The sequence below is a fragment of the Granulicella paludicola genome (assembly GCF_025685545.1).
GTDB classification, from domain to species: Bacteria; Acidobacteriota; Terriglobia; order Terriglobales; family Acidobacteriaceae; genus Granulicella; species Granulicella paludicola.
Genome location: NZ_JAGSYC010000020.1, coordinates 141,152 through 168,121, shown reverse-complemented (window position 1 = coordinate 168,121; position 26,970 = coordinate 141,152). Strand labels below are relative to the sequence as shown.

The following is a 26,970-nucleotide window of genomic DNA, read 5'->3' as shown; positions in this document are numbered from 1 at the left end:
GACCACAAAGCGAAAGGCCCATCCACCGGATGGGCCTTTCGCTTTCACTCTTGTCTTCTCACTCCTCACTACCTCTTCACCGTCAACAGAATCTTGCTCGCCTCGCCAGACTCCAGCAGATGCATCGCCTCATCAAACCGCTCCAGCGCCAGTCGATGCGTGATCACAGGCGATAGATCGATGTGACCTTCGCGCAGCAGCGCCTCTGCCTGGTACCAGGTCTCGTACATCTTGCGGCCGTTGATGCCATGCACAGTCGCACCTTTGAAGATGACCGCATTGGCAAGGTCCAGTTCCACAGGCCGCGAAGGAATGCCCAACAGGCTTGCACGACCACCCATGCGTAACAGTGAGAAGCCCTGGCGAATCGCCGACGGATGTCCACTCATCTCCAACAGGACATCCACACCATTTCCACCTGTCTCCGACTTCACTTGCAGCAGAAGATCGCTCGCAGCAGAATCGAGCGCGGCGTGCGCGCCCATCGTCGTTGCCAGGGCACGGCGTGTCTCGTTCGGCTCAATGGCAAAGATCTTCGCCGCGCCACAAGCCTTCGCGACTGCGATTGCAAACAGCCCGATCGGACCGCAGCCCGTCACTGCCACCGTCTGCCCTGCAATCGCACCGGAGAGCACCGTGTGTACCGCATTACCAAAGGGATCGAACAGTGAGCCGAAGTCACGCGGGATCGCCGGGTCGAGCTTCCAAACATTGCTCGCAGGGATGCGCACATAATCCGCAAAGGCTCCGTCCGCATCAACGCCTAGGATCTTAACAAACTGGCATACATGCGCCTGTCCAATCCGACACTGCAAGCAGTGACCGCACGCCACATGCATCTCTGCCGAAACGAAGTCACCCACCGCGATGCCCTGCACCAGCGATCCCACCGCTGCCACCGTCCCACAAAACTCATGCCCGGGGATATACGGCGGCTTGATGCGCGCCTGCGCCCACTCGTCCCAGTGATAGATGTGCAGATCGGTCCCGCAGACACTCGCCGTCTCCACGGCGATCAGCACGTCGCTCGCGCCAATCTCCGGCACGGGCACCTCGCGCATCTCCATCCCAGCCGCAGCCTGTGTCTTCATCAAAGCGCGCATCGTCTTACTCAACCCATGGTTCATCGCAACTCTCCTGCTGTCCGGCAACTCTGTGCTCGCACGCACGTCAAACAACTTATGGTAGCCCCAGGCCGAGTACCTTTACACTGCAACCAGCCCATGCTTTTCAAACGACTCATCGCGATTACCTTCCTCGCTGGCAGTAGCGTTCTGGCACAGACGCCAGCAGCGCCAACGCCTGCTCCTTCTGATGCGCAGGAGCAGGTTTTCACGCCTGACGGCCCCGGCTATTCCATCACAGCAAAGTCGACACTGGTGCTGGTGCCAGCCTTGGTGAAGACCAAGTCCGGGCAACTCGTTTACACCCTGAAGGCGAATGACTTTGTTCTTACCGACGATGGCGTTCAGCAGCCGCTGCGCCTCGAAGAAGACAACGGCGGTCAGCCGCTGGCCATGGTGATCTGCGTTGAAGTCGGTGGAGCGGGCCGAAACCATCTGCATGACTATGACGGCCTCGCGGCCTCGCTCGACAACATGCTCGGAGGTATCCCCCACAAGGTCGCCATCGTCGCCTTCGACAGCTCGCCGACCCTGGTGCATCACTTCAGCTCCCACCTCGACAGCATCTCGCAGACCCTCGCTTCGCAGGAAGATGGTGACTCCGGCGCTGCCATCCTTGACGCCATCAATTTCTCCGTCGATCAACTCCGTCCCGTTCCCACGACCTACCGCCGCGCCATCCTTCTCTTCTCGGAGACCAAGGATAACGGTAGCCATACAACACTCGCCCAGGCGTTGCGCGCCATCTCCGACACCAATACAGCGATTTACTCCGTTGCGTTCTCATCGAACCGCGCCGACGAAGCGGGCGCAGCTTCGAAGATCCACTCGGATGAACCCGGCCCTGAACACGGCTGTTTCTCGCATGATCCAAAGACCGACAAGGTGGTAAAGGAGGATGGCAGCACCGGCCCCGCGGAGGAGACCAAAGGTACGCAGTACTTCGACTGCGCCGCGCAGCTCGCGCCTCCCCTGATTCTGGCGCGCATGGCGGAGATAGCTTTGCGCAATGCGCTCCGCAAGAACATCTCCGAAGCCGTCGCGCAGTCTACTGGTGGAGAGAACTTCAAGTTCAAAGATGCGAAGACCCTCAACCGCGATCTCTTCACCATCGCCAACCACATACCCAACCGCTACGTACTCAGCTTCCATCCGCTGAACCCGCATGCTGGTCTGCACGCTGTCACCCTGAAGCTGAAGAACTATCCCGACCTCGTCGTCGAAGCACGCAGCAGCTATTGGGTGGATAACGACAGCACACCACCCACAGCAACTCCACCCGCCAAATAACTTCCGTCCGCTTAGCGACCGCGAAAACGGTTGATCTCGCGGCGGTCGCGCTTCGACGGCCGCGCCACCGGAGCGTCTTCTGCAAACAGCGCCTTGCGCTCGGCAGCGACGCGGTCGCGGTCCACCTTGCTCGCCTCAGTCTCGCGGTAGAGTGTCTGCGCCACAGCCGCGGGCCCACGCATCTCGCTCAACACCAGCACCTCAACGACGAAGATACCTGCCTCATTCTTCACGGTGAGCATGTCGCCGAGCCGCACCTCCCGCGCGGCCTTGGCCACAATCTCATTTGAGGTGATGCGGTTCATCTCGCAGGCCTTCGCCGCCAGCGCGCGCGTCTTGAAGAACCGCGCGGCCCACAACCACTTATCGATGCGTACTCCATTCATGCTTCCAACCCTTTCTGCACGGCTGCAAAGGTCGCAGCTTGCACTGCAGCGTCGTCCCCAAACCCTTCAAGCCACTGCATTCCCTCTTCTCGACGAAACCACGTCAACTGCCGCTTCGCATAGTTCCTATGCCCCTGTTGCGCGGCCGAGATCGCAGCCTCAGCAGGCATCTCTCCGCGCAGCAAACTCATTGCCTGTGCATAGCCCAGCGCACCCAGTGAGCGACATGCCTCGCCAAAGCGTTCGCGAATCATCTTCGTCTCCGCCACAAGCCCGCGATCAAACATCGCAGCCGCACGTTCGTTGATGCGCGCATACAGCTGCTCACGGAATGGCCCTATGGACGTCGGCCCCAGCACAAACTGCATCACGTTGTATCCCTGCAGCGGCTCGCGCCCAGCCTCCCACTGCGTCGTCTGCGGCGCGCTCCCAGCCAGCGTCACCTCGATGCTGCGGATCAACTTCGGCGCATCGTTTGCGTGGATCAGCGCCGCCGCCTTCGCATCCAGTCGCTGCAGAATCCGATGCAGCCACGCCGACCCCTTCGTCTCTACACACCCGCGCAGCCGCTCCCGCAGAGCCTCGTCCCGCCGCGGAGCCGGTGCCAGTCCCTGCAACAACGCCCGCAGATACAGCCCCGTACCACCAGCCACAATCGGCACCTTGCCTCGCTCGCGGATAGCCGCAATAGCCTCGCGTGCATGGCGAGCATAATCGCCCGCCGTGCACTCCTCGTTCGGCCAATACATATCGAGACAGTGGTGCGGCACACGTGCGCGCTCCTCAGGCGATGGCTTTGCCGAGCCAATATCCATCAGCCGATAGACGGCAACCGAATCGCAACTGACGATCTCACCGTCGAAGCGTTCGGCAAGCGCGATCGCCAACCCTGTCTTGCCGCTCGCGGTAGGCCCGGAAATCACGATCAGCGGATAGTCGCTCAAAAGTGCCTCCACCAGCCAGGTACAAACACGCGCTCGAAACCGGCGCGAGCCACGCTTATCCCCAGCGCAACTAGGGCCAGCAACACAAGCCCACGCACCACACTCCGGCGCTCAACCGTCGCGCGTTGCTGCTTACGCTCCTGTTGCTCGGCACGCGCACGCAGCAATGCTCGCGAAGGCGCGGGTGCCTGCGGTCGTGCTGCGCGAACTTCGTCGTTCGAAGTCATCTCTATTGAACTGGCTTGTTCACCATGAAGTAGATCCGCAGCTCCAGGTTCGGTCCGTGGAACTGCTTCGGAAGTGGCGGGAACTGCCCCTCGCTGATGATCGCTCCCCAGGCGGCCTTATCGATCGCAACATCGCCAGAGCGACCTTCAAGCGTCATACCGCCGATGCGACCGTCCGGCAGAATTGAGAAGCGTACCCGCGTCTCGCCCTGCTTGGAGATAGGCGGTTCGATCTCTTCCGGCAGCAGCGGAAGCCAGTTACGCTTCACATCACTCAACATACGCCGTAGATAGTCTGAGAAGTCCACACCCTGCATATCCGAAAGCACATCCACACCGCTGCCTGCAGAGGCTCCCTTACCGCTGCGCGTAATGTCATGCACACCGGAGGTTCCAACACGACCTTTGGCACTGTCACGCAGAAGGTTGTTCATCGCATTGCTGTCACTCGGCGTACCGAAGTTCGGCTTGGAGGGGGCGACCGCCGGTGTCGGAGCATCCGCCAATGGGGTGGGTAGCTTGGATGGAGCTGGAGCAGAAGGTAGAGGAGAAGGTGTTGGCGGAGTAGGCGTCGGTTGCGTAGCCGCAGGTGGCGTTTCAGGCTTAGGCTGCTCCGGTGCAGGTGCAGCCTTCGGCGGAGGCGGTGCCTCCGTGCGCAGCTTCTCCAACGTCTTCGTGTCCACCTTTGGAGCCGGACGAACCACACTGCGCGGCATCACCGGCGCGTTCAGCTCTACGACCTCACGGTGCTTCATCACATCGGACGGCATCACCAACTGCGGCGAATGCCACAAATATCTCGGCCCATACAAAACCACCCAGGCCAGCGCCACGCACAGGAAGAATGAGATGTATAGCGACTCGCGGAAGCGGCGCTTCGCCAGCTCATCCTCAATGGAATCGAGTACACGGATGAGCTCATGCTCATCCAGATCGCCGTAGCGACTCGTGCGGATGCGCACAGGTCCCGCAGGCTGCGGAGTCGGGGGTACGACATGCAGCGGTGCGTTGGCTGGCTCGTGCTCGGAAACCTCAAACGGGGTCTCGCCCGGCTGGGTCCCGGACTCGTTGCTGATTGGCTCTGGATCGCGGTGTGGGGTGCTTGTCGGCATTCGTTTACTTAGTGTTCTGACGCTCTTTAGCAGTGGAATGTTGCGCTTTGCCGACAGAAACACCGGGCTCTGCAGCCCCTCCCGACAAATTCCGCGCACCTTCGATGAATAATCCGCCAGAACACTCTCAAACGGCTGCCTTTATCTTCTCATCTTCGACAGAACTACAGGCAAAACTCCACCTCGGCGTCTAAGCGTCTTCGCTCGGCAGAAGCTCTCCCTTACGACGGTCGAAGACCTTGCGCACGATAAAGAACGCCAGCCAAAGCACCACCGCCACTGAAACACCGACGACAATGCTGCGATGGTCGCGCACCACGGCACGTATATCGTGGATCAGCGATGGACCAAACCAGATCGTCAGCAGCGAGAAGACCAGATATTGCGTGATCTTGCCAAGAAACGTCGCCAGCAGGAAAGGCCCGATGCGCATCTCGAAGACACCAGCGGCGAATTGAAAAACCTTCAGCGGCGTCGGCGGTGGCCCCATCGATGGAATCAGGATCGCGACAAACTCCTGCTTCTCGAAGCGGTCCCGCATCCGCTCATAGCGCGCACGGTCTACGCGCTTCAGCAGAAAAAGCTCTCCCCCGGCACGGCCAATATAGAACGGTATGAGCGAGCCCAGGGTCGACGCTCCTGCAGCCATCAGACAAAAAAGCAAAAACTTGTGCGGCTCATTGTGGACATACCCCACAATGACGCTGTCCATCGAGCCCGGGATGGGAATCAGGGCCGAGTCCAAGAGTGCGAGACCGCCCACCCCCCATACGCCGAGGGGCTTGAGGACGGCAAACACAGCCGCCGAAAATTTGTGCATTAATGCGATAGGTCCGAGTTTCACGTGTCCTTCTATTTTACCTTGCTGAGAGCGTGAGAGGCCGTTCGTTGACGCTTAGTGTGCGGTCTCACCCGCCAGCAGATTGAGCGCGTGACTCAGCAGTGGCAACACCGCCAGTAGCGAGCTCTTCGCACCTGCGGGACTTCCTGGCAGGTTAAGTACCAGCGCCCGCCCACACACCCCGCAGACCCCGCGCCCCAAGGCTGCATAGGGAGTATGTCTCGCACCGTCCTGCCGCATCAACTCCGCCAGCCCCGGCACCAGACGCTCACAAACAGCCAGAGTCGCTTCAGGCGTCACATCACGCTCGGCAAGACCTGTTCCACCGGTAGTCACTATCAGTGCGGCATGCTTGGCGGCCTCGCGCAGCGCCGCCTCCAGCTGCGGCTGCTCATCCGGCAACACAGCGCACTCGATAGCCTCCATCCCCGCTTCGCGTAAAGCCGCCACCACAGCCGGTCCGGAGAGGTCGCTCTGTTCGTCACGAAAGCAGCGGTCACTCACGGTAATGACTACAGCGCTGCGGCCAGCCAGGGAAGAAGAACTCATTCGTTCAGGATAGCCGAGACCCACACGCTCAGCGCAAAAGCAAAGAGGCCGCTCGGATGAAAGCGGCCTCTTTTGCGTTACAAGTTTCGGCTACCGAACAGCCACGCCCTGCTCTTCGGTCATCTTCGCTGCCAGTGCAGGCAGGCCAAACAACACCGCCGACACCAGCGCCGTAGAAATCAGATCATTCGCGTAGAACGGCAGCGCGGCGACATAGCAGCCAAACAGGCCCACAGCGCTGTGCGCATACATACCGCTGCCAAGCCAGACGACAAAGTTGCTCACCAGGAAAAAGCTTGTCGCAGAAGCAAGCACGCCGGCAACAACACGCATCGCCGTCACCTTGCGCAGCAGAACGCTGCCCGTCAGGCAGACCGCCGCATACCACGCCCACGTCACTAAATAACCCTTTACGTGAAACGGATAGTGATAGACCTGCGTCGTCAAGTACACATCCATCAGCGCCATCACGGCCACTGCTAGTGGCGTCTGCCAGCGCGGACGGCGCGATCCAAAGAACAGCAGCCCCGCCCCCACAGCCGTGAAGTTGAATGCAACAGCATGGTTCACATGCGGGATAAGGCGGCTCAGTGCAGCGAACAGAAGTACGAGGACAGCAAGCATGGAGATTCGCCTTTAGAGAAAGAGTCGACGCAGAGCGCCTACCTTGATTGTAATGGAACCACGCCGGCAAAACCGCCCACGCCGCATGGAATCAAGCCAGACCGTGCACAGAGGAGCTTCGGAGAGGCCGTTGACAAACATTGCGTGACTGCTGGGCACGGCCACACTTCAGTCGGCTGCGAGGAACAGGTTCACGATCACGCCTCGTCCCCGCAGGCAATTCTCATGCGGCTCCTCAGTCACCGTTCGCCAGCCAATGCAGCCAGTTCCGAAAGCGCTCGATCGGCCCTTTCTGCCCCGTTGCGGCAGGCCTTGGAGGCTCCAGCCTTACAGCATCCGGCGTGACCGCATCGGATTTTGCGGCGTCCGACCTACCGTCTGTCACTTTCGGCTGCACCTTGGCAGCCTTCGCCGGCGGGGGAACAATGGGCGGAGCCACCACTACAGGCTTTGCGGGCGCTGGCACAGGCTTCGCTTCTATTGGCGGAGCCACAGCCTTCGGCACCGGAGCCACCGGAGGTGCCACGCTGGCCGTCTCCGTCGCTGGCAGATCCAGCTTTGGCAGAACCGCCACATGCTGCACCGGAGACACCGGAGCCGCCGCGATGGGCTTCACCTTGACCACCTGCTGCGCCGGTTCAGGCGCAGCATCGGAACCAAACTTCGGCAGTGACAGATGGGCCTCATACACCGGTCCTCGACCCGGCGGCTCTCGGCGGCCATCGAGAGACTCACGCAGTACCTTGCCTGCCTCATCGACCGTCATCGTCGCCGTCAGAGGCGTAGTCTGCGACAGTCGCAGCCAGGAAATGTCCCCCATAAAGCGCGGATCCCTCATCACCACCCGTCGTGTCAGCCGGCCATAGTTTCCCTGCACCGGCGCGTCCTCGGTCACAATTGGCATCTCCGCCCAATCGAGATACACCCGTCCCAGCGGGCTCATCTCCGCCGCGCGGATCGCGCTATCGACAGCCAGCTTGGGATAGCTCACATCGCCGGTCGAAATCGCTCCGGTACGCGCGTCCACTGTCGCCAGCTGATACACCGGGCCATAATCGATTGCCAGCGCCCAGCGAAAAGGATCAAGCGGGTTCGGGCTTGCCAGCACCCGCCGCGCCTGCAGGAACTCCGTTGGCGGCGCAATCAGCTCCGTCTCCGAGCCAGCGTTCCCTCCCGTACTCGCACTCAGCTTGGACGGCCGCAGCGGCACCACCGTATCTACCGGCAGGTGTTCCAGATCGTAAGTCTGCAACATTCCAAATTCCACTGCACGCTGATGCGCAATCGCGCGCAGCCCCCACCAGGCGCAGATGCATAGCAACGCCGCAATCGCCAGACCGCGACCGCGAAACGGCTTCTCCTTCGCTCCTACCTCAGCGCTGACCAGGCTGAACACCGATGGCAGCAACAGGGCAAACGCCAGCAACAGAAAGATCACAGGATCGAAGATGAATGCAATCGACGCCGCATACCAGTGGGTATCGAACGGATAGAACGGCCGCAGTCCGTAGTTATTCGTATAGTCCAGCAGTAAATGGCTCAGCAGCCCCACCAGCGCGCAACCGTACAAAACTCCCCAGCGCACCGGGACGCGCGTAAGCGGTTTCCCGTCATACCCGGCGCGCGACCTTCGCCACCGATGCAGCGCATAGACGGCTCCGACAAGAATCGCCGCTTCAACGGGGAGCGCCACAAACGTGTGCGTGATGCCACGATGATGCGCAAAGCCCTCGACCGGCCCGCGCCAACTCCACACCGTGTCGATGTCCGGCATCTCCGCAGCGGCTGCCATGGTCAGCGTGGCATACGCGGCACGACGATTGAAGCCAGCTCGAGACAGGCAGGCGCCCGTCAACGCATGGGTTACCGGCTCCATCGAGTCATCCTCTTCCGATCAGATCGATAGCTCGGCAACTCGCAGAGTCTCCTCTCACGAGCGAACACGATTGTCATGGCGAACATGCAAGCAGTGTAGCGCGTGCAAGTCTCAGGAGCGAGAAGAAGCTATAGGGAAGTAAGGATTGAAGCCACGAATCAGGAGACTAGGAAGCGATGAACGAATCTTCCTGCGCTTCAGCCTCCGCCTTGGCAGCTGCCGCCTCACGCTCGCGATTGCTCTTGCTCATCGCCGTCATCATCTCCGTCTCAATGGGGGAAATCATGCTGGCGTTGAAGCCAATCGCCACGTTACCTGGAGCATCGCCCAAAGCTTCGGCGATGCGGTTCCAATGGAAGAACGGAGAAGTCGTCGGCAGCAGAATAAGTTTGCGAGCAGGTTCGGGAACTGCGAGATATAAGCCCCACGCAGAAAATGCTACGAAATAACCAATCGCACTTACCGCGTAAATAGGCGAGTAGAGGGAATGAGCTCCGACAGTCCAGAACCAGGTGGCCTGAACGAGTTCCGTCATTGAGATCACCCCAAGGCCAAGGGCCACGCCGAAAATGTGGCTACGGAACGTCAGACCCAATGGCTTGATCGCCACGCAGACAAAAAGCAGAAGGCAGAGCGTCAGGACATTGATACCTTCTTGAGCACGTTCAATCACAGTCGTTACTGCAATCGTCGACGGGCTGCCCGTAGCGAATACATGCGGGCCGAGAGCAATCACGATTCCAAGCAGAACCGATACACCGGCAACCCACTTGAAGATCAGCTTGCCCATACGCTGAAGTCCCTTGAGTGGGCGCATTGCGGCGTTGAACACGCTATAGATAACAGCGAGGATCAACGCCGACTGAACGATGGAAAGAAACTGCGTGCTGTAGAACAGGACTCGATAGGCAAGGTGGACTTCGATCCCTAAAGACTTGCGGAAAAACATGATCGGGATTTCGATAGCCAACATCGTCAAAACAGCGACGAGATAGCTGGCGAGAGCACGATTTTTCGAGATCAATTGCTTTCGCCACATAACTGCTAATATGACGACGCTTGCAATCAACAACGATATATCTGCGTATTCCAGTATCGTGTCCATCGAATGTTCCCCCAGAGTAAAGCAGCCTCGCTTTAGTATGAGGCTGAACCGTGGGAAATCATAGTGCCGTGAAAGATATTTTCACGCGATACTGCGCATTATGCCTACTTGTATAGGCCGCTTCACCGCTTTTTAGTGAAGGCCGCAAGCAGTCGGATCGTTCGGTGCGCAAAGTGTCTGAGATCCACCAACTACCGAAAGAGGAGCAACCGAAGCTTTGTTGATCGTGCGAGCGTGAGCGGAAACCGAAGCAGCGGTGAAACCGGCAATCGTGAGGGTCAGGACGAAGAGGCGGACGATGTTGTTCTTCATGGTAGGTTCTCCTTGGCAGATAATTTCAAGTGTCGCTGTTACTAATGGGTCACAACGTTGTCCCGTTGCTGAACTTCAATCTATTGATCCAGATCAGCTAAGTCCATATGCCAGAAGAGGATAGGCCAGGGCTCTTCCGTAATCATTACCTCAGTCATGGTGGTAATCGTGCCTTTTGCTTCCTTCATTACCGCTTTTGGTAACTTCACCAACAAGCAGGTAACCTACCGCAGGTCGTCCCCCCGCCCCGGCGCAGCAGACATCACCGTCCAGACCGCGTATCCTCACAGCAGACGATGGCACGCTCCCCCTATCCACGCTCCGATCGCGATCTAGTCAATAGAATCAGCCGTTCCGCAGGATCAAGGGCTGGCTATAAACAGCTCGTGCGCGAGCTCGGTCTCGGCGGTGGACGAGAACGGCGGCTGCTTGTGGAGCAGCTCACACGCATGGTCGCTCGAGGTGAATTGATCCGCGCAGGCGAGGACGCCTGGGCACTACCCACTAGCCCCGAAAAGTCGAAACATATAGCGACTGTCGACCAAGGTACTGCGTCTAAAGGCCGCTTTAACGGCTTCGAGGCGGCCGTTCGGTCGGGACGCGATCGTTTAGTCAGCGGCCGACTAGACCTGCACCGCGACGGATTCGGCTTTGTCCGCCCCGATAAATCCTCCGCGACCACCTCTTCGGTCAAAACAGACGACATCTTCATCCCGCCGAACGAGATCAACGGTGCCATGCAAGGCGATCTCGTCCTCGTGGACGAGGCTCCACCCAGCCGCGATGGCCGGCGTTCCGGCCGCGTCGCCCGTGTGCTTACGCGTCGCAACCCCACAGTGGTCGGCATCTTTCACTACGCCCGTCCCCATGGTCGCCGCTTTGATCCATCAGCACTCGCCGGCAACTACGTGACCCCGCTCGACGAGCGCATCACAGGCTCCATCCATATACCCGATGGCGACGAGGTCATCGCAGCCGAATTAGACACGCCCCACCGCATGCTGGGCGACGAAGCCCGCGAAACCCTGCAGCATCAGCCAGCCAACCCCGATCTCCCGCTGGAAGGCATGGCCGTCGATGTAGAGATCACGGCCTTCCCCACGCCCGGCCGCCCCGCTCGCGGACGCCTCATCGAAGTTCTCGGCCCACCCGATGCCTTCGGCGTCGACGTCGAGATCATCATCCGCAAGCACCATATTCCGCACACCTTCCCCGCCGCCGTCCTGGCTGAAGCCACCGACCGCGCGCTCGAAACCGTCGCCACCTTATCTACTGAGGACCTCGCCGACCGCGAAGACTTCCGTTCGTTCCCCATCGTCACCATTGACGGCGAGACCGCCCGCGACTTCGACGATGCCGTACTCGTCCGCGACCTGCCCGACGGCAACACCGAGCTGCAGGTACACATCGCCGACGTCAGCTGGTACGTCCGCCCCGGCTCCGCACTCGACACCGAAGCCCGCATGCGCGGCACCAGCGTCTACTTCCCGGACCGCGCAGTGCCGATGCTGCCGCACGCCCTGTCCAGCGGGATGTGCTCGCTGCTGCCGCACGAGGATCGCCTCGTCCTCAGCTGCATCATGGAGATCGATGCTCGCGGCGAGATTGTCCGCTACCGCGTAGCCGAAGGCCTGATTCGCTCTGCGCGCCGCATGACCTACACCAGCGTGCAGCATTGCATCAACGCCAGCCCATCTGCAGCTCACTGGAACAAATACACCGCCGTAACCCCTGAACCCTCTGCCGAAGACCTTGCCGAGCGCGAACGCATCGCCCTCGAACAGCCCGAACTCCCCGCAGCCTTCGACGCCATGCTTGAACTCGCGCTACGCCTCAATGCGAAACGCGTCCGTCGCGGCTCCATCGACTTCGACCTGCCCGAACCCATCGTCCAGTTCGACCCCGACGGCAACATGAAGGCCATCGTCCGCTCGGAGCGTGGCTGGTCGCATCGCCTCATCGAAGAGTTCATGCTTTCCGCCAACGAGTGCGTCGCCACCTGGCTTGAATCGCAGGACATCCCCTCTATCTATCGCATCCACGAGATGCCGGACCCCAAGCGCATCGTCGACTTCGAAGAGACCGCCGCCACCTTCGGCCATTCGCTCGGCCTCGGCAATCTGCCCGTGCGCAAGCTCACCATGAAGTCCGATCGCCGCGACTCTCGCCAGAAATCCTTCCGCGGCAAAGACTCCCGCGCTCCGCAACAACACGAGATCCCCGAGTCCATCCCCGTCACGCCGCAGATGTACCAGAAGCTCGTCCGCCGCATCAGCGGCACCTCCGAGGAGCGCATCCTCGCCTACCTCATGCTGCGTTCGCTCAAGCAGGCCCGCTACTCCGAGCAGAACGAAGGCCACTTCGCTCTCGCCAGCCCCAGCTATACCCACTTCACCTCACCCATTCGCCGCTATCCAGATCTCATCGTGCATCGCCTGGTGCGAGCGATGCTCCGCCGCGATGCGAACCCGCTCGGCGGCCCGATCACCTCCACCGATCCGCAGCCTTGGCAGGCAGACTTCGACCGTCGTCACAAATCGCCGCAGAGTTATTTGCAGAGCGTGTCGTCCCGCCAGAAGCGGCACACACACGAAGTAGGCTCGCCGACGCATCACAGCAAAGCCCAAACACCCGAACCGCCCATCGCCGCCGAAGAACTCACCGACATCGCCACCGAATCCTCCCTCGCCGAGCGCCGCTCCGCCGACGCCGAGCGCGAACTGATCGAGTGGAAGAAGATCAAATTCATGCAGGACCGCATCGGCGACGACTTCCACGCCACCATCCTTTCCTGCACCAAATACGGTTTCTTCGTCGAACTCGACGAACTCTTCATTGAAGGCCTCGTCCCTCTGCCTTCACTCACCGGCGACTTCTACAGCTTCCGCGACACCGACCGCACCATCGTCGGCAGCCGTACCGGCCACGTCTTCTCTCTCGGCCAGCGGGTCGAAGTCATCCTCGACCGCATCGACCGCCAACAGCGCCGCCTGCAATTCGCTCTCCTGCCCGGCACTGAACCCCTCGCGAACACTGGCGCACCCCGTCCCTCGCTTCGTTCCGGTAAAACAGACGCGAAGAAGGCCAAGTCCAAAGACAAGAATTCCGGCGGCACGAAGAAAGAGAAGAAAAAGATCGCCGCCACGGCCAAGAAGCGTCAACGAAAAGCCCGTTGATTCCGTGTGTTCGGTTCTCCGATGACCTCTCTCTCGCCGCGCGCATCCTATTTCAAAAGGAAGCCCTCACCTCCGGTAGCAATCGCCGGTGGATCATCGTCTGATGTAGTAACGGGGAGATGGCATGAGGAAACATCACAACCAGCGCATTTGGCTGCAGCGCAAAACATGCTTTGACGCGTCGCTCAATAGCAGCATAGTATCCGGTACATTGATGAGTCCTCGCACGCCATCGCGAACCTCCCGGATCTTGGCAGGCCTTCTACTGGCCTGTGTAACGTTCGGCCTGGCGGCGCAAAATCCGCACAAGAACGGACATCATCCACCCAAGAAAATGGAACGCGAGCAGGTCGAGGACCTCGAGCACCAATGGTCGCAGGCCATGCTCACCGGCGATGTCGCGGCTCTGGACAAACTGCTCTCGGACGACTATCTCGGCATTACCGCTTCAGGCGATCTGCTTACCAAAACCCAGCAACTCGACCGCTTGCGCAGCCGCCAGCTGAGCTTCGTCAAGCTCGACACCACCGAGTCCAAGATCAAGTTGCTCGGCCACATCGCCATCGTTACTTCCCTCGCAGAGCTCGACGCTACCAGCGAAGGAAAGCCACTCAACGGTGCCTTCCGCTATGTGAAGGTCTATCAGCGGCTCCCCAACGGCACATGGCGCATCACCAGCTTCGAAGCCACTCACGTCCGCCCCGGCGGACACCTCGGTCAGCGCGCCTCCGTCGAGGGTACCCAACCGTAGCAAAGCTGAATCTGGAGCAAAAAGAATAAGAGGCCGGGGAAGTCCCGACCTCTTCTTTTGTGAACTTACTGCCGTATTTAGGCGACCTGAGTTCGCGCCGAGGCTGTTTTGCCGCTCGCTTCGGGTACCTTTTTCAGGGAAACTTCCATCGCGGGCGTATCCAACTGCGTCAGGTCGGATGGCAGTGCCGGGCGAACGTTCAGGCCCTTCACACGGCAAGCTAGCGAACGAAGCGAGCCATTCAGCCGGGCATCGTCAGCCTCCATCACCGAAGTATAGGAGCGCCCATCGATGGGGCGTATGGACGAGGTTCCATTCGTGATGCCGCTCGTTAGAGCTCCATCCTGTGGTTGGCGCAACGCTCCAAACTGTGAGGGCAACGTCCATCCCCCGCTGCCGTGCATCGTGCGTCGGGGAGTATTCGCCGCGGTGGCTTGCAGGCGATCAGACGGGAACGTGCGTGCGAACGTGGTGTCACTCATGAAATTTCTCCGCTGGTATTTGCCGTACCTAAACTGTGATGCTACTCATCGGTCGCGAGTGACCCGAACTTTACAAAGTTCTTGCGATAAGCGAACAGATTTTTCAGGAGGCAGCTTGCAGCAGAGATCTATGCAACTGTGAGGACAACTATACCGCGCTAGAAGATGCTTCTTTCGAAAGAATTCTCATTAAGCGCCTTGCGAATCCTGTTCCAGGAATCGTCCAGCAGTTCGGGAAGTACCCGCGTTTCGGCCAGAACAGCCATAAAGTTGTTATCGCCCGTCCAGCGCGGCACCGCATGAAGGTGAAGGTGTTCCGCAATCCCAGCTCCCGCCGGCGCCCCCAGGTTCATCCCCAGGTTGAGCCCATGCGGTTTATACACGCTACGCAACGCCCGCTCCGCCCGCCGCGCCATACGCATCAGCTCCTCAGCGACCTCCAGCGGCAAAGCCGCCAGCGAACTCTGGTGCGCATAGGGAACAGCCATGAGATGGCCGCTGTTGTACGGGAAAGCATTCAGCATCAGAAATCCATACTGTCCGCGCTCCAGGATCCACACCGCTTTTTCCGCCTCGTCCGGAGACATACCGTGCGCGATCGCATAATCGGCCGCGGCAATCACATTGCAAAACACGCAGTGATGGTCTCCCGGCCAGGCCGCCAGAGACTCCGGCACCCCCTCGCGACCACCTCGGTCCCCCGTCACATAGGCATAACGCCATGGCGTCCAGAGACGCTCCCCACCCGACCTCTCGTCCGCGCTCATCCTCGCAGTATAGGACGGCACCGGCGCTCTCCGCTCGAAGATCGCCCAGCCCCAAAAATCTTGCAACCTGAGGGGGTACTCGACCGTCCATTACGCAGCAAGACATTTCCCTATCGTTAATACGTGCTTGATCTGCTTGACTTCGTTGACCCACCATCACCGCACTGCTACACTTGCACAGAGAGCCCCTGCGCGCGGGACCCAGTCGTAGCCGCTCTGTTCCAAAGCAATACTCACTCCCGCTGACATCAAGAACTCGTGCGATCCCTCCGTTGGAGGCAGAATTTTCTGCCCTCATGGCGAATCGCCCACGATGCAGCCCTAGTAGAGACACTGGATCCCGGAGCATTCGATTACCCATATGGCCGACCACGACCACAATTCTTCTTCAACCGAGAGCACAGCCCTGAACACGACACTTGAATCGACCACCCCCGATGCCGCGACCGAAACGTCGCACGACCTTTCCGCCACCCCTGAGACTGCCGCGCACGCCGCAGCCCCGGTAACCGATCCGATCCCCGCTATGCCCGAGCCTGTCGCGCTCGAGGCCGCTGAGGAGCCCGAGTACAGCGACGAAGACTTCGCTAAAGCACTCGAGAGCTTCGACCGCGAGCAGGCCGCTGAGAAGGACGCTGCCCAGTCACTGACCGCCGAAGAGGTTGTCGTGGCCGGTACGCTCGTCAAGATCACCGACAAGCACGCCGTCGTCGACATCGGTCTCAAGTCCGAGGGTCTCATTCCTCTGGATCAGATTCTGGATCACACCGGCGCGCCCAAGTTTGCCGTCGGCGATGTGATCGAGGTCGTTGTGGAGCGCGAGGAGTCCGAGGGCGGCTATCTGGTCAGCCACGAGAAGGCCCTGCGCCACAAGGTGTGGGACAAGCTTGAAGAGGCTGCCAACACCAAGACCCCCGTCAAGGGCATGGTCGTCTCGCGCGTCAAGGGTGGCCTTACTGTCGACATCGGCATCAAGGCATTCCTGCCCGGCTCGCAGGTTGAGGTGCGCCCCGTGCGCAACCTCGATGGCTACATCGGCACCGAGATAGAAGTCCGCGTCATCAAGCTGAATAAGAAGCGCGGCAACGTCGTCATCTCCCGTAAGGAAATCCTCGAGGAAGAGCAGAACGAGAAGAAGTCCGTCACGCTCTCCACCCTCGAAGAGGGTTCGGTCTTCACCGGTGTCGTTAAGAACCTCACAGACTACGGCGCATTCGTTGACATGGGCGGCCTCGACGGCCTGCTCCACATCACCGACATGAGCTGGGGCCGCCTTACTCACCCCCGCGACCTCGTCAACGTTGGCGACGAGATCCAGGTCAAGGTCCTCAAGTTCGACAAGGAAAAGCAGCGCGTCTCACTCGGCTTCAAGCAGCTCACGCCTGATCCATGGCTCGACGCCATCGAGCGTTACCCCGTGGGCGCTCAGGTGCGTGGCCGCGTCCTCTCGGTCACCGACTACGGTTCCTTCGTTGAGCTGGAGCAGGGCATCGAAGGTCTCGTACACGTCTCCGAGATGACCTGGTCCAAGCGGATGAAGCATCCGTCGAAGATGGTCAAGCCCGGCGACGAAGTCGACACCATCATTCTCTCCGTCAACCCGACCGACCGCCGCATCTCGCTCGGCATGAAGCAGCTCCAGGACAATCCCTGGGAGCAGCTCGAAGAGAAGTACCAGATCGGTTCGGTCATCGAAGGCCGCGTGCGTAACCTCACCGACTTCGGCGCCTTCATCGAGATCGAAGACGGCATCGACGGCTTGGTTCACGTCTCGAACCTCAGCTGGACCAAGCGCATCAAGCACCCCTCGGAAGTTCTCAAGAAGGGTGAAAAGGTCAAGGCAGTCGTCCTCGGCGTTGAGCCGGAGAACCGCCGCCTGTCGCTTGGCGTCAAGCAGCTCCAGCCCGATGTCTGGGATACCTTCTTCGCCCAGCACCGCGTCGGCGATGTCATCAAGGGTAAGGTTCTCCGCACCGCGCAGTTCGGCGCCTTTGTTGAGGTTGCTGAAGGTGTTGAAGGTCTCTGCCACGTCTCCGAAGCTGTGGACGATACCGGCAAGCAGATCACCCTGGAAGTCGATCAGGAGCACGAGTTCAAGATCGTCAAGATGAACCAGGAAGAGAAGAAGGTTGGACTCAGCATCAAGGCCATCGGCGAAGAGGCAACTCGCGCCGAAGTCGAGAGCTACAAGGAGTCTGCAGGCAGCGGCAAGGGCAAGAGCGGCAAGGGTGGCTCGAACTCCAGCAGCAGCAGCAACTCCGGCAGCACCACCTTGGGCGACCTGCTCAAGTGGAAGCAGTCCGAAAACGAAGACAGCGAGTAACTCACTCGCCAGCAACAAACGAAGGCCGCCAGCAATGGCGGCCTTCGTCATTTCACTCCCCCCCAAAAAAAGCTTGCTATCTCGACCAGCGGCGCGCACTTATGCCGCAGCGGGGAGACCTGCAGTTGCCGTTGCCCGCACCGCCTTACGGCACCAGCACGAAGTCCTTCACCGCCACCTTCACCCCACTCAGCCCCTGCGACTCCGCCGTCCGAATCCGCACAGTGATCTCATCGAACGTTCGGCCCTTCATCACCGCTCGCGGCAGCTGAAACGTCACATGGTCCGGCACCGTCCCGCGCTTCAGCGGCATGGGAGACGCCACACTCGTCGGCAGCACCTCATCCCCAAGCGAAATCGCCCCGCCATGCTTCTCCGCCGAGTTCCGCACCAGCACCTCCAGCGCAATCGACCCACGGACATTATCGGCGTTGTCCACCTCAACACGCAGCGACCGGCAGCAAGACATCGAAATCGGCGTATCCAAATGCTGATGCGCCTCCATCATCAGCGGCTCGTTGTCAGTTGAGAAGATGTGATTGCGAATCGGATCGCCCTGCGCCCGACGCACATTCGCAGTCGGCTGCGTATACGGTCGTTTGAAGAACCAGTACGCTCCATCGAACGCTATCTTGTGTGGATCACGGATTCCCGCACCCCCGGCAATGAGAGCCATCGGCACCACCACCTCATACGGCCGCTTCGGTGTCGTCAGGATAATCCCCGTAAAACCACCTGCCGCTCCAGCCGCGCTCGCACGAGGCTGTGCCGAATGGCTCACCGGGTGTAGCCCCAGCAGCGTGCTCATCTCGCCCGAAGCATACGCTGCAATAAATGGCACCAGTGCCAGCACCATCAACAACCACACCACTGCCGAGTTTGCCGCCGACACTCGTTGCCACCGCGAGATCGCGCCCTCGACAACATTCGTGCGCTCCAGCCAACGATCCACCGGATAGATCACCGCAGCCGCCAGCAGGCAGCCTGCCGTCCAGGCATGGCTCGTCGCCAGCATCGTAATCCCGATCTGCAGTCCCACTGAGGCCACAACAGCCGCTCGCGGAATCTCCCACAGCGGCATCTCGTTCTCGAACATCCTCACCGCGCTACCGCCCGATTCCTCGTTCAGAGCATCCTTCTTCCGCAGAAGCACCGTCGCAAACACAGCCGTTACCGGCAGCACCGCAGCTACCCAGGGTGACCGTTCCTGCGTCAGCAGCGCAATCAGCGGCAGCCACACGATCGCCACCCATGCCGTCCACACCACCGGCCACACACCCGCGCCGCGACTCTCATCGCGCACCCGGCACACGCCCCACACCGCAGCCGCGTGAACACTCCCCGCCACCATCAGATACACCGTAGCCAGCGTAAAGATCGGTTCCCACGAATGCACCGGCGTCATCGGTGGAGCACACACGAATGCCACCACCGCCGCCGTCAGCAGCAGGCTGACAAACAACGGCCACGTCATCGTCAATGAGGTTTCAGCAGAGGTTCTCGCGTGCCTAAAAGGCTCCTTCTTGAAGCAGCAGTCGGACGCAGAAGACAAGCCGATGCTTCCACAACAACCCTCCTGAATCAAGCTGAATCCACGCGGCCCATCCGTCCCGCGATTCGATTCGCCTCCCATCCCGGTGCTACCCTTCTCCCTATGCGTCTCCCTATCGCAGCAGCGCTCCTCGCCGCTTCCCTCGTCGCCCAAGCCCAGCAGGCTCCCTCGCTCGATCCCGCGACCGAAGCCAAAGTCGATGCCATCGCGAAAAAAGTCCTCGCCGAAACCGGCGTACCCTCTGCCTCCGTCGGCATCGTCAAAGACGGCGCCATCGTCTACACCAAAGCCTTTGGCCTCGCCATCGTCTCGCCGCCCAAAGCCTCCGAGGCCGCGATGGAGTACCCCATCGGCTCCATCTCCAAGCAGTTCACCGCCACCGCCGCGCTCATTCTGCAGCAGGACGGCAAGCTCTCCCTTGACGACAAGGTCGCCAAGTACTTCCCCGAACTCACCCGTTCGAACGAGGTCTCTCTCCGCAACCTCATGACCATGACCAGCGGCTACGAAGACTTCGCCCCGCAGGACTATCAGGTTCCCGCATGGCGCAAATCCGTTGACCCGCTCGCCAACGTCCGCCAGTGGGCCACCAAGCCGCTCGACTTCGACCCCGGCACCGACTGGCAGTACTCCAACACCAACTACGTGCTGCTCGGCCTCATTGTGCAGAAGGTCTCCGGAGAACCCCTCTACAAGTTCATCCAGGAACGCGTCCTCGCCCCTCTGCGGATGGAGACCGTCTTCAACGCCTACACCGATCGCAAACGCCTCCAGGTCGATGGCTACATGTCCAACGCCATGGCCGCGCCCCGCGTGCTGCCGCTCGAAGGCGACGGCTGGTACTTCGGCGACGGAGAACTCGCCATGCCCGCCTCCGGCCTGCTCACCTGGGACCTCGGCATCATCGACCGCACCCTGCTCACGCCCGAAAGCTACAAGGAGTTCGAAACCAGCTTCACCCTCAAGAACGGCAAGGACGCACACTACGGCCTCGGCATCTTCATCCGCCAGAAGAACGGCCGCCTCGTCTTCGAGCACAGCGGCGAAGTCGGCGGCTATGTCGCAGAAAACGTCGTCTATCCCAACGACCACGCAGCCGTCGTCGTGCTCACCAACGAGATCGCCAGCGAAGCCGCCAGTGAGATCGCCGCTGCCATCGAGCCTCTGATCCTGCCCGAGCCGCCGCCCGCCAAACCCTCACCCGCCGCCGGTGTCGTTGCCACGTTCGCTCCCAAACTCCAGCCCATCCTCACCGGCCTGCAGACCAGCCAGATCGACCGCTCCCTCTTCACCGACGACACCAACGACTACTTCAACAAAGAAACCCTCGCCGACTTCCAGTCCACCCTCGGCCCCCTCGGCACCATCACCAGCGTTGCGCCGCTCAGCTCCTCCCTCCGAGGCGGCATGACCTTCGGGCTCTACAAAGTGACGTTCTCCGGCGGTACCTCCGTGCTCGTCACCGTCTACCTGGAACCCGACGGCAAGATCGAACAGCTCCTCGTCATCGGCAAAGCCTAGCCGCCGAAGCCACGCAGAAACTGGGTGCCCCATGTCCCGATTCTGGGACGTGGGCTTCGCAGCATCTCTCTCCACTCCTCAACTCTCCAAGCTCCGTCATCACAGTTAAGTCCTAAACTCTTAGTTGACAACTACTCCGTCACGGCGTAATGTCCTAACTCATTAGGAGTCGCCATGCCCAAGCCCGAAAAAACCGCCCTCACCAAGCTCGAACTCCAGCTCATGCAGGTCATCTGGAAACGGGGCGCCAGCAGTGTCACCGAAGTCCAGGAAGGCCTTGAGCAGGAGCTGGCCTACACCACCGTCCAGACCATGCTCAACATCCTCGAGCGTAAGGGCAAGCTCACGCGCTCGCTCTCCGGCCGCGCCTACATCTACAGCGCCACCGTCAGCGAAGAAAAGGCCAGCAGTCACGCCGTCCGCGACCTCATCGACCGCATGTTCGGTGGCTCCAGTGAAGAGCTCGTCATGAGCCTGCTTAAAAGTCGACAGCTCGACGCGAAGAAGCTGGCAAAACTTACTGCACGGCTGAAGGACGAAAAGGAGGAAGCATGAAGATCATCGAGGCCTGGCTGCTCAGCTATCTATTGAACGCCCTCTGGCAGGTCCCGCTCGTCTTCGCCGCTGCCTGGCTGGCCGCGCGCGCCAACGATCGCAACGACACCGCCATCGCCCACCGCATCTGGGTCACCGCCCTGCTGCTGGAGGTCGCCCTTCCCGCTTGCTCGCTATCGCCCCTCGCCTTACTGCGAACCTTCGCAGACTCCGTCATGCGTGCCTTCGCAAAGACACCAGCACCGCAGGTCGCGACCGTCACCGTCACCATGGGCGCAGAGCGCGCACACGCAGGCCCTCACACCTCAACCTTTCTGCTCGATGCCGTCGGTTTTCTCTACCTCGGCGTCGTTCTCTACTTCACAGCGCGCCTCGCCTTTGCGCTCATCCAGACCATGCGCCTGCGTGCCAACGCAAAGCCAGTCTCGTTGAGTGGAGCCGCCGAAAACAGCTTCGCTCGACTCGCGCGCGTCTTCGGTGGCATCAAGGTCGATGTCGCCGTCACAGACGACCTCTGCGGCCCAGTCGTGCTCGGCCTGCACCGCCCGCTCCTCCTGCTGCCCTGCTCGATGCTGCCGAACGACACCTTGCCGCACGAAGACTTCGAGGCCGCCCTCGCCCACGAATTCGCTCACCTGCAGCGCAACGACTTCGCCAAGAACCTGCTGTACCAGCTGCTATCGCTGCCTCTCGCCTTCCATCCACTCCTCTGGGCCACTCGCACTCGCATCGCCGAAAGCCGCGAAATCCTCTGCGACTCCTTCGCCGCCGACGCAGTCAACGGCAGGCAGTGCTACGCGCACTCGCTGCTGCGCCTCGCCGCCATCTTCTCGGAGCGGACGCGCTCCACCAACCTCCACGCCATCGGCATGTTCGATGCCCACAGCTTTGAGAACTTTGAAAGGAGAGTCATGAACCTCACCCAGAGTCCTACGAAAATCCGTACCGCTCGCCGCCTAGCCGTCCTCACCCTCAGCGTGGCCCTCGGCCTGGGAGCCTGCACCTCAGCCCTAGCCCTCCACGTGCAGATCGCCGCACCCGCCCAGCAGGCGACACAACCGATCATCAAGCCGGACGCGCCACAGGCAGCATCACAAGCAGCGCCGATGGTGCTCGGTATCCCACGCTCGGGCAACAGCGCACCCGCACAGGTCATCGTTGCCGACATCTCCCCCGATCCAAATGCAAACTCCAACGCGTCACCTGCACCCATGAGGATCCGCTTCCTCACCCCTACCACAACGCCCGTGGACGCCACAGCGACGGCCACCCAATCCACCTCACCTAAAACCGACACAACCCAAGATGTGCATCTTCCCATCTCTGGCGACGTCATCGCTGGCGCTTTGATCTCAAAGGTCAACCCCGTCTACCCTCAAGAAGCAAAAGACAAACACATCGGCGGCACGGTCGTCCTCGCCGCCACCATAGATACGGAGGGCAACATATCCAGCCTAAAACTGATCTCCGGCCCCGACGAACTCACCAAATCGGCATGGGAAGCCGTCAAGCAGTGGAAGTACAAGCCCTACCTTCTCAACGGCAACCCAGTCGCCGTCGACACCACCATCACCGTCAACTACAGCCTCGCCAACTAGTCCTTCATCGTAATCGTCCTCGAGCATTGTCATCCTGAGCGCAGCGAAGGACCTGTTTTGCGAACCAGCACGCTATCAAACAAAAGCCGCGCCAAGGCCCATGACCTTGACGCGGCTTTCTCATCCTTCAATCATCGTCTACGCCAGCGCGTTCAACGCCTCGACATGCCGTTCCAGCATCTTCTGATAGAGCCCACCCACGGCATACTTCGCGAAGTGCGGCGTGCTCTTGTGAAACTCCACCGCCGCCTCATCCGCATACTGCTCATAGATCAGCACCGTATCCGCATCGCTCTCCACCGTATGCGGCACATACGAAACGCAACCAGCCTCCTTGCGAGACTCCGCCGTCAGCGCCTTCAAAATTTCCGCAATTTCCGCCCGATCTTCGTGACGAAAATTCATCCGCACCGTAAAACTAACCATCGTTTTCTCCTTCTAAATCTATGAAACCCAGCCTTGAAGAAAAAGGAGCAGCAAGCCTTTGCCTGCTACTCCACTTCCCTGCTTCCTATTCCCTGCTCTATCCGAAGATCTCCGCGAACGCAGGCTGCAGCATCGTCTCCACACGATCCGGCCCGGTCGAGATCACACCGATCTTCGCCTGGCTCTCGCGCTCAATGAACGACAGATAATCCTGCGCCAGCTTCGGCAGCTTGTCGTACTCGGTGATGCCCGCCGTCGGCTCCATCCATCCCTTCAGCGTCGTATACACCGGCTCAATCTTCTTGAAGCCAACCATATCCGCCGGGATCACGTCTGTCACCTTGCCATCGATCTTGTAGCCCGTGCACACCGGAATCTCCGGGCACTCGTCCATCACGTCCATCTTCGTAACCACCAGCCACTCCGTGCTGTTGATCATGTTGGAATAGCGCAGCAGCGGCAGATCCAGCCAGCCGCAACGACGCGGACGTCCCGTCACCGCGCCAAACTCATTGCCGCGCTTCGCGAGCAGCTCGCCCATCACGCCATCGTCCTGCGTCGGGAACGGACCCTCGCCCACGCGCGTCACATACGCCTTCGTCACGCCGATCACGGTGCCGATCTTCGTCGGACCAACGCCCGTTCCGGTCACCGCTCCGCCAGCCGTGCAGTTCGAGCTCGTCACAAACGGATACGTTCCATGGTCGATGTCCAGCAGCGCTCCCTGCGCTCCCTCGAACATCACATTTTGTCCTGCATTGATGGCATCGTTCAGCAGCACAGCCGTGTCCGCCACATACGGAGCGATTTGATCAGCCAGACGCGCATACTCCTCGTACATCTGCTTCGGATCGAGCGGTTCCGTGCCGAACAGCGCATGAGCAATCGTGTTCTTCTCATGGCACGCATTGTTGATGTGCGTCCGCAGCAGCGACGGGTTCAGCAGATCGACCACGCGCAAACCGTTGCGATGAATCTTGTCCTCATACGCCGGTCCAATGCCGCGACGCGTCGTGCCAATCGTCTGGCGTCCCGGAGCTGTCTCCGCAGCCAGCTCGATCATGCGGTGATACGGCAAAATTACCTGCGCGCGATTCGAAACAAACAGCTGCTTCGCCGCCGGGTCCCAAGCGGACAGCCCAGCTTCCTTCAGCTTCTTGACTTCATTCAGGAACGCCTGCGGATCGAACACCACACCATTGCCGATCACGCCCTTGCAGTCCGGACGCAACACGCCGCACGGAATAAGCTGCAGCACGATCTTCTTGCCATGGATGATGACGGTGTGTCCCGCATTGTGCCCACCGGCATAACGCGCAACGATATCGAACTTCTCGCTGAGAACATCGACGATCTTACCCTTACCCTCGTCGCCCCATTGGGCTCCCAGAATAACGGCGGACGGACGCTTGGCTTTGACGGCAGAACTGGAAGACTGGCTCACGAAACGGGCTCCGAAGCTTACGCGCCTCTCTGGCGGCGTGAAGGAATCTTGGGGGGAAGTGCGCGCAGCCGTGCTACAAGAGCCTCTCGCTCGCGCCCATGGTCAATTATACCGTCCCGATTCGGATGGCCCGCCTCACCGGCTAGCTGCGCTTATCCAGCGAGTCCATACGAGCTTCCAGCTTGCCCGTCAGGTGATAGAACTGTCGCAGATCGGCGTCGATGCGGCCAAGATGATCCTCAACCTTGCTGAAACGCGCCAGCATCTCAGAGCGAAGATCTTTTACCTCTCCGCGCAGATCTTTACTGTCGCTCCGGCTAAACAGAATCCCAGCGAGTATGGCGCTGAGCGGTATCCCGACAACGACAACATCATGCATGGCGAATCTCCTCGTCTGCCCTCAATTTACTGTACTCCTTGGCTCCAGGCCCAATAAATCTAACGCTTCCGCGGCATCGACAGCCCCACATCCCCCTGCACCAGCTGCTTGGTCCGCATCACAATCTGCCCCATGTGCTGCTGCATGTGTCCCGACACCTGCCCCACCGCCTCCAGCACCGTCGGATGCCGCCACGTTCCACCCGGCTGCGGATCTATCACCTCCAGCAGACGTTCCGGCGTCACCCCGCCGATCACCCCGCGCGCCTCCGCCAGCGTCAGCTCGAACCGTGCCACCGTCTCTTTTTTCGAGCCGCCAGCCTTCACTGAAAACTCCGCATCGCGCTCCCGCACATCCGGCTGCCCACCCACTCCATGCAGAATCCACTGCCGCACATTCCCCTCCAGGTGCAGCAGCAAATTCCCTACAGAGTTCTCCCAGTCACCGCCGCGCTCCCATAGCTGCGCCTCGCTCAACCGCTCCACGCACAGCAGAATGTCCCGCTCGGACATCTCCATCCGCTTCACCACAAACGCCACAAACATCTTCGCCACCGCATCGTTTTGCATTTCGCCATCCTAACGCCCCACCCAAATCATCGCCAAAAAATCACTTGGCACCGACACGCAAACATGTTCCAGTGTCCCTGCAACCCCTTCCTCAGAACTCTCGGGCCCCCACACATCTTCTGGAGGTTTCACCATGTTCCGTTCCACTCACATAGCCCTCGCTCTGCTGGCCTCAGCCACGCTCGCCTTCCCAATAGCCGCGCAGAACTTCACCGTCGACTTCACCAACTGCTCCGAATTCGTCGGTGAAGGCCCGGTCTCTCTCGCCGTCGCACAGCCTCTCGTCCCCAAACCTTTCGTCATCGCCCCGGGTCCCACAGCAGCCATCGCCAACATCGTCATTCGCGCTACAGGCTGCGCCGGCGCCTCCGTCAACCACGGTCCCTCCACGCCCACCAACCTCTCGCAGATCGGCATCAACATCGTCCCACCCGATGGCACCGGCGAAATCAACAACTACACCCTCATCTACGTCAGCAATAATCCCGACCTCGTACTGCACTTCATCGCCGCTGGCCTGCCCGCTCAATACGACCCGCAGCTCACCTACCAGTACCCTGCAGGCCCCACCGGCAGTGGCAACGTCTACGTCGCCGTGGCTCCCCCACCCGCTCTTTTCGGAGCAGGCACAGCCCCCTACTTCATCTACGGTCCTGAAACCGCTCCCCCACCAAGCTCCGCGCAGGACTTCCTCGCCAACTGGTGGTACGCCCCACAGACCATCTTCGGCGTCGCCCGTATGAGGCAGCAGTCCAACTTCCCCGCCATCAGCTTTGGTGGCCAGTCTGCCACGTTCTACACCGATAGCAACTCCACCCTCGGGAAACTCATCGGCGGCAACGCCGACAGCAACTTCTCCACCTTGCCTTTACGCGGCGTCTACCCAACCGCCCACATGGAAGTCACCGTCACCCACTAACGAAACTTGCCTTGCACGCAAAGCCCGGAGACCACCACATCTCCGGGCTTATCCGTCCCCAAAGACCTTGTCATCTCGATCGAAGGCGCGCACTTGCCTCGTAGCGGAGAGATCCTAG

The 26,970-nt window shown here is 60.4% G+C and carries 27 protein-coding genes; 9 read left to right on the top strand and 18 right to left on the bottom strand.

Annotation, left to right across the window (positions count from 1 at the left end; all coding sequences use genetic code 11):
- Positions 1-68: 68 nt before the first annotated feature.
- Entirely contained in the window at positions 69-1,127 is a 1,059-nt protein-coding gene (tdh, locus tag OHL14_RS03975) for an L-threonine 3-dehydrogenase (protein WP_263378022.1), read from the bottom strand.
- Between the two features lie 96 nt (positions 1,128-1,223).
- On the opposite strand from tdh, the gene OHL14_RS03970 reads away from it, so the two are divergent.
- Positions 1,224-2,414, top strand: coding sequence for a VWA domain-containing protein (locus tag OHL14_RS03970; protein ID WP_263378021.1), 1,191 nt, complete (start codon positions 1,224-1,226; stop codon positions 2,412-2,414).
- Positions 2,415-2,425: 11 nt separating this feature from the next.
- Here OHL14_RS03970 and OHL14_RS03965 read toward each other — a convergent pair whose 3' ends face one another.
- From OHL14_RS03965 to OHL14_RS03920, 10 genes are all read right to left on the bottom strand, one after another.
- Positions 2,426-2,800 carry an RNA-binding S4 domain-containing protein gene (locus tag OHL14_RS03965; protein ID WP_263378020.1) on the bottom strand — a complete coding sequence of 125 codons (375 nt, stop codon included), beginning with the start codon at positions 2,798-2,800 and terminating at the stop codon, positions 2,426-2,428.
- A complete protein-coding gene (gene miaA / locus OHL14_RS03960) occupies positions 2,797-3,744 on the bottom strand; it encodes a tRNA (adenosine(37)-N6)-dimethylallyltransferase MiaA (RefSeq protein ID WP_263378019.1) in 948 nt (315 codons plus the stop codon). Before miaA ends, OHL14_RS03965 begins: the two co-directional genes overlap by 4 nt.
- Positions 3,741-3,971: a hypothetical protein gene (locus OHL14_RS03955; protein WP_263378018.1), complete on the bottom strand. Its 231-nt coding sequence runs from the start codon at positions 3,969-3,971 to the stop codon at positions 3,741-3,743. The genes miaA and OHL14_RS03955 overlap by 4 nt, the downstream gene beginning before the upstream one ends.
- Positions 3,972-3,973: 2 nt before the next feature.
- Positions 3,974-5,083 (bottom strand): TonB C-terminal domain-containing protein, encoded by a 1,110-nt coding sequence (locus OHL14_RS03950; protein ID WP_263378017.1) that lies wholly within the window; start codon positions 5,081-5,083, stop codon positions 3,974-3,976.
- 190 nt (positions 5,084-5,273) lie between these two features.
- Positions 5,274-5,927 carry a YqaA family protein gene (locus OHL14_RS03945; protein WP_263378016.1) on the bottom strand — a complete coding sequence of 218 codons (654 nt, stop codon included), beginning with the start codon at positions 5,925-5,927 and terminating at the stop codon, positions 5,274-5,276.
- Between the two features lie 51 nt (positions 5,928-5,978).
- Positions 5,979-6,473 (bottom strand): MogA/MoaB family molybdenum cofactor biosynthesis protein, encoded by a 495-nt coding sequence (locus OHL14_RS03940; RefSeq protein ID WP_263378015.1) that lies wholly within the window; start codon positions 6,471-6,473, stop codon positions 5,979-5,981.
- 90 nt (positions 6,474-6,563) lie between these two features.
- Positions 6,564-7,097: a DUF6580 family putative transport protein gene (locus OHL14_RS03935; protein ID WP_263378014.1), complete on the bottom strand. Its 534-nt coding sequence runs from the start codon at positions 7,095-7,097 to the stop codon at positions 6,564-6,566.
- A 235-nt stretch (positions 7,098-7,332) separates the two neighbouring features.
- Positions 7,333-8,973, bottom strand: coding sequence for a metal-dependent hydrolase (locus tag OHL14_RS03930; RefSeq protein WP_263378013.1), 1,641 nt, complete (start codon positions 8,971-8,973; stop codon positions 7,333-7,335).
- A 166-nt stretch (positions 8,974-9,139) separates the two neighbouring features.
- Positions 9,140-10,078 carry a hypothetical protein gene (locus OHL14_RS03925; RefSeq protein WP_263378012.1) on the bottom strand — a complete coding sequence of 313 codons (939 nt, stop codon included), beginning with the start codon at positions 10,076-10,078 and terminating at the stop codon, positions 9,140-9,142.
- Positions 10,079-10,210: 132 nt separating this feature from the next.
- Positions 10,211-10,390 carry a hypothetical protein gene (locus OHL14_RS03920; protein ID WP_263378011.1) on the bottom strand — a complete coding sequence of 60 codons (180 nt, stop codon included), beginning with the start codon at positions 10,388-10,390 and terminating at the stop codon, positions 10,211-10,213.
- 168 nt (positions 10,391-10,558) lie between these two features.
- On the opposite strand from OHL14_RS03920, the gene OHL14_RS03915 reads away from it, so the two are divergent.
- From OHL14_RS03915 to OHL14_RS03905, 3 genes are all read left to right on the top strand, one after another.
- On the top strand, positions 10,559-10,726 hold the full coding sequence (locus tag OHL14_RS03915) for a hypothetical protein (RefSeq protein ID WP_263378140.1): 168 nt from the start codon (positions 10,559-10,561) through the stop codon (positions 10,724-10,726).
- Complete coding sequence (locus OHL14_RS03910; RefSeq protein WP_263378010.1) at positions 10,687-13,566, top strand: ribonuclease R family protein; 2,880 nt, start codon at positions 10,687-10,689, stop codon at positions 13,564-13,566. Before OHL14_RS03915 ends, OHL14_RS03910 begins: the two co-directional genes overlap by 40 nt.
- Before the next feature lie 250 nt (positions 13,567-13,816).
- On the top strand, positions 13,817-14,317 hold the full coding sequence (locus OHL14_RS03905) for a nuclear transport factor 2 family protein (RefSeq protein WP_263378009.1): 501 nt from the start codon (positions 13,817-13,819) through the stop codon (positions 14,315-14,317).
- Between the two features lie 77 nt (positions 14,318-14,394).
- Here OHL14_RS03905 and OHL14_RS03900 read toward each other — a convergent pair whose 3' ends face one another.
- Together OHL14_RS03900 and OHL14_RS03895 are read right to left on the bottom strand one after the other, a co-directional pair.
- Positions 14,395-14,799 carry a hypothetical protein gene (locus OHL14_RS03900; protein ID WP_263378008.1) on the bottom strand — a complete coding sequence of 135 codons (405 nt, stop codon included), beginning with the start codon at positions 14,797-14,799 and terminating at the stop codon, positions 14,395-14,397.
- A 158-nt stretch (positions 14,800-14,957) separates the two neighbouring features.
- Complete coding sequence (locus OHL14_RS03895; protein ID WP_263378007.1) at positions 14,958-15,566, bottom strand: HIT family protein; 609 nt, start codon at positions 15,564-15,566, stop codon at positions 14,958-14,960.
- Positions 15,567-15,927: 361 nt separating this feature from the next.
- Here OHL14_RS03895 and OHL14_RS03890 point away from each other — a divergent pair, with 361 nt between their 5' ends.
- The gene (locus OHL14_RS03890; RefSeq protein WP_263378006.1) at positions 15,928-17,889 is read left to right on the top strand and encodes a 30S ribosomal protein S1; all 1,962 of its coding nucleotides are present in this window, start codon (positions 15,928-15,930) and stop codon (positions 17,887-17,889) included.
- Between the two features lie 145 nt (positions 17,890-18,034).
- Here the strand turns inward: OHL14_RS03890 and OHL14_RS03885 are convergent, their stop codons facing one another.
- Complete coding sequence (locus OHL14_RS03885; protein ID WP_263378005.1) at positions 18,035-19,363, bottom strand: hypothetical protein; 1,329 nt, start codon at positions 19,361-19,363, stop codon at positions 18,035-18,037.
- Between the two features lie 180 nt (positions 19,364-19,543).
- On the opposite strand from OHL14_RS03885, the gene OHL14_RS03880 reads away from it, so the two are divergent.
- The 3 genes from OHL14_RS03880 to OHL14_RS03870 all read left to right on the top strand — a co-directional run bounded on the left by OHL14_RS03880 (position 19,544) and on the right by OHL14_RS03870 (position 23,115).
- Positions 19,544-20,962, top strand: coding sequence for a serine hydrolase domain-containing protein (locus OHL14_RS03880; protein WP_263378004.1), 1,419 nt, complete (start codon positions 19,544-19,546; stop codon positions 20,960-20,962).
- Positions 20,963-21,136: 174 nt separating this feature from the next.
- Complete coding sequence (locus OHL14_RS03875; RefSeq protein ID WP_263378003.1) at positions 21,137-21,517, top strand: BlaI/MecI/CopY family transcriptional regulator; 381 nt, start codon at positions 21,137-21,139, stop codon at positions 21,515-21,517.
- Positions 21,514-23,115 (top strand): M56 family metallopeptidase, encoded by a 1,602-nt coding sequence (locus OHL14_RS03870; RefSeq protein WP_263378002.1) that lies wholly within the window; start codon positions 21,514-21,516, stop codon positions 23,113-23,115. Before OHL14_RS03875 ends, OHL14_RS03870 begins: the two co-directional genes overlap by 4 nt.
- A 138-nt stretch (positions 23,116-23,253) precedes the next feature.
- Here OHL14_RS03870 and OHL14_RS03865 read toward each other — a convergent pair whose 3' ends face one another.
- The 4 genes from OHL14_RS03865 to OHL14_RS03850 all read right to left on the bottom strand — a co-directional run bounded on the left by OHL14_RS03865 (position 23,254) and on the right by OHL14_RS03850 (position 25,933).
- Positions 23,254-23,541 (bottom strand): putative quinol monooxygenase, encoded by a 288-nt coding sequence (locus OHL14_RS03865; protein WP_263378001.1) that lies wholly within the window; start codon positions 23,539-23,541, stop codon positions 23,254-23,256.
- A gap of 97 nt (positions 23,542-23,638) precedes the next feature.
- Complete coding sequence (locus OHL14_RS03860) at positions 23,639-24,985, bottom strand: adenylosuccinate synthase (RefSeq protein ID WP_263378000.1); 1,347 nt, start codon at positions 24,983-24,985, stop codon at positions 23,639-23,641.
- Positions 24,986-25,127: 142 nt separating this feature from the next.
- On the bottom strand, positions 25,128-25,364 hold the full coding sequence (locus OHL14_RS03855; RefSeq protein ID WP_263377999.1) for a hypothetical protein: 237 nt from the start codon (positions 25,362-25,364) through the stop codon (positions 25,128-25,130).
- A 59-nt stretch (positions 25,365-25,423) separates the two neighbouring features.
- A complete protein-coding gene (locus OHL14_RS03850; RefSeq protein ID WP_263377998.1) occupies positions 25,424-25,933 on the bottom strand; it encodes a DinB family protein in 510 nt (169 codons plus the stop codon).
- Positions 25,934-26,066: 133 nt separating this feature from the next.
- Between OHL14_RS03850 and OHL14_RS03845 the strand changes: the two genes are divergently transcribed.
- Positions 26,067-26,852, top strand: coding sequence for a hypothetical protein (locus OHL14_RS03845; RefSeq protein ID WP_263377997.1), 786 nt, complete (start codon positions 26,067-26,069; stop codon positions 26,850-26,852).
- Positions 26,853-26,970: the final 118 nt, after the last annotated feature.

What these genes read in the sequence shown, in the direction of transcription:
- tdh (WP_263378022.1), bottom strand. Translation starts at nt 1,127, where the DNA reads ATGAACCATGGGTTGAGTAAGACGATGCGCGCTTTGATGAAGACACAG.
- OHL14_RS03970 (WP_263378021.1), top strand. Translation starts at nt 1,224, where the DNA reads ATGCTTTTCAAACGACTCATCGCGATTACCTTCCTCGCTGGCAGTAGC.
- OHL14_RS03965 (WP_263378020.1), bottom strand. Translation starts at nt 2,800, where the DNA reads ATGAATGGAGTACGCATCGATAAGTGGTTGTGGGCCGCGCGGTTCTTC.
- OHL14_RS03955 (WP_263378018.1), bottom strand. Translation starts at nt 3,971, where the DNA reads ATGACTTCGAACGACGAAGTTCGCGCAGCACGACCGCAGGCACCCGCG.
- OHL14_RS03950 (WP_263378017.1), bottom strand. Translation starts at nt 5,083, where the DNA reads ATGCCGACAAGCACCCCACACCGCGATCCAGAGCCAATCAGCAACGAG.
- OHL14_RS03940 (WP_263378015.1), bottom strand. Translation starts at nt 6,473, where the DNA reads ATGAGTTCTTCTTCCCTGGCTGGCCGCAGCGCTGTAGTCATTACCGTG.
- OHL14_RS03935 (WP_263378014.1), bottom strand. Translation starts at nt 7,097, where the DNA reads ATGCTTGCTGTCCTCGTACTTCTGTTCGCTGCACTGAGCCGCCTTATC.
- OHL14_RS03930 (WP_263378013.1), bottom strand. Translation starts at nt 8,973, where the DNA reads ATGGAGCCGGTAACCCATGCGTTGACGGGCGCCTGCCTGTCTCGAGCT.
- OHL14_RS03925 (WP_263378012.1), bottom strand. Translation starts at nt 10,078, where the DNA reads ATGGACACGATACTGGAATACGCAGATATATCGTTGTTGATTGCAAGC.
- OHL14_RS03920 (WP_263378011.1), bottom strand. Translation starts at nt 10,390, where the DNA reads ATGAAGAACAACATCGTCCGCCTCTTCGTCCTGACCCTCACGATTGCC.
- OHL14_RS03910 (WP_263378010.1), top strand. Translation starts at nt 10,687, where the DNA reads ATGGCACGCTCCCCCTATCCACGCTCCGATCGCGATCTAGTCAATAGA.
- OHL14_RS03900 (WP_263378008.1), bottom strand. Translation starts at nt 14,799, where the DNA reads ATGAGTGACACCACGTTCGCACGCACGTTCCCGTCTGATCGCCTGCAA.
- OHL14_RS03895 (WP_263378007.1), bottom strand. Translation starts at nt 15,566, where the DNA reads ATGAGCGCGGACGAGAGGTCGGGTGGGGAGCGTCTCTGGACGCCATGG.
- OHL14_RS03890 (WP_263378006.1), top strand. Translation starts at nt 15,928, where the DNA reads ATGGCCGACCACGACCACAATTCTTCTTCAACCGAGAGCACAGCCCTG.
- OHL14_RS03885 (WP_263378005.1), bottom strand. Translation starts at nt 19,363, where the DNA reads ATGACGTGGCCGTTGTTTGTCAGCCTGCTGCTGACGGCGGCGGTGGTG.
- OHL14_RS03880 (WP_263378004.1), top strand. Translation starts at nt 19,544, where the DNA reads ATGCGTCTCCCTATCGCAGCAGCGCTCCTCGCCGCTTCCCTCGTCGCC.
- OHL14_RS03875 (WP_263378003.1), top strand. Translation starts at nt 21,137, where the DNA reads ATGCCCAAGCCCGAAAAAACCGCCCTCACCAAGCTCGAACTCCAGCTC.
- OHL14_RS03870 (WP_263378002.1), top strand. Translation starts at nt 21,514, where the DNA reads ATGAAGATCATCGAGGCCTGGCTGCTCAGCTATCTATTGAACGCCCTC.
- OHL14_RS03865 (WP_263378001.1), bottom strand. Translation starts at nt 23,541, where the DNA reads ATGGTTAGTTTTACGGTGCGGATGAATTTTCGTCACGAAGATCGGGCG.
- OHL14_RS03855 (WP_263377999.1), bottom strand. Translation starts at nt 25,364, where the DNA reads ATGCATGATGTTGTCGTTGTCGGGATACCGCTCAGCGCCATACTCGCT.
- OHL14_RS03850 (WP_263377998.1), bottom strand. Translation starts at nt 25,933, where the DNA reads ATGCAAAACGATGCGGTGGCGAAGATGTTTGTGGCGTTTGTGGTGAAG.
- OHL14_RS03845 (WP_263377997.1), top strand. Translation starts at nt 26,067, where the DNA reads ATGTTCCGTTCCACTCACATAGCCCTCGCTCTGCTGGCCTCAGCCACG.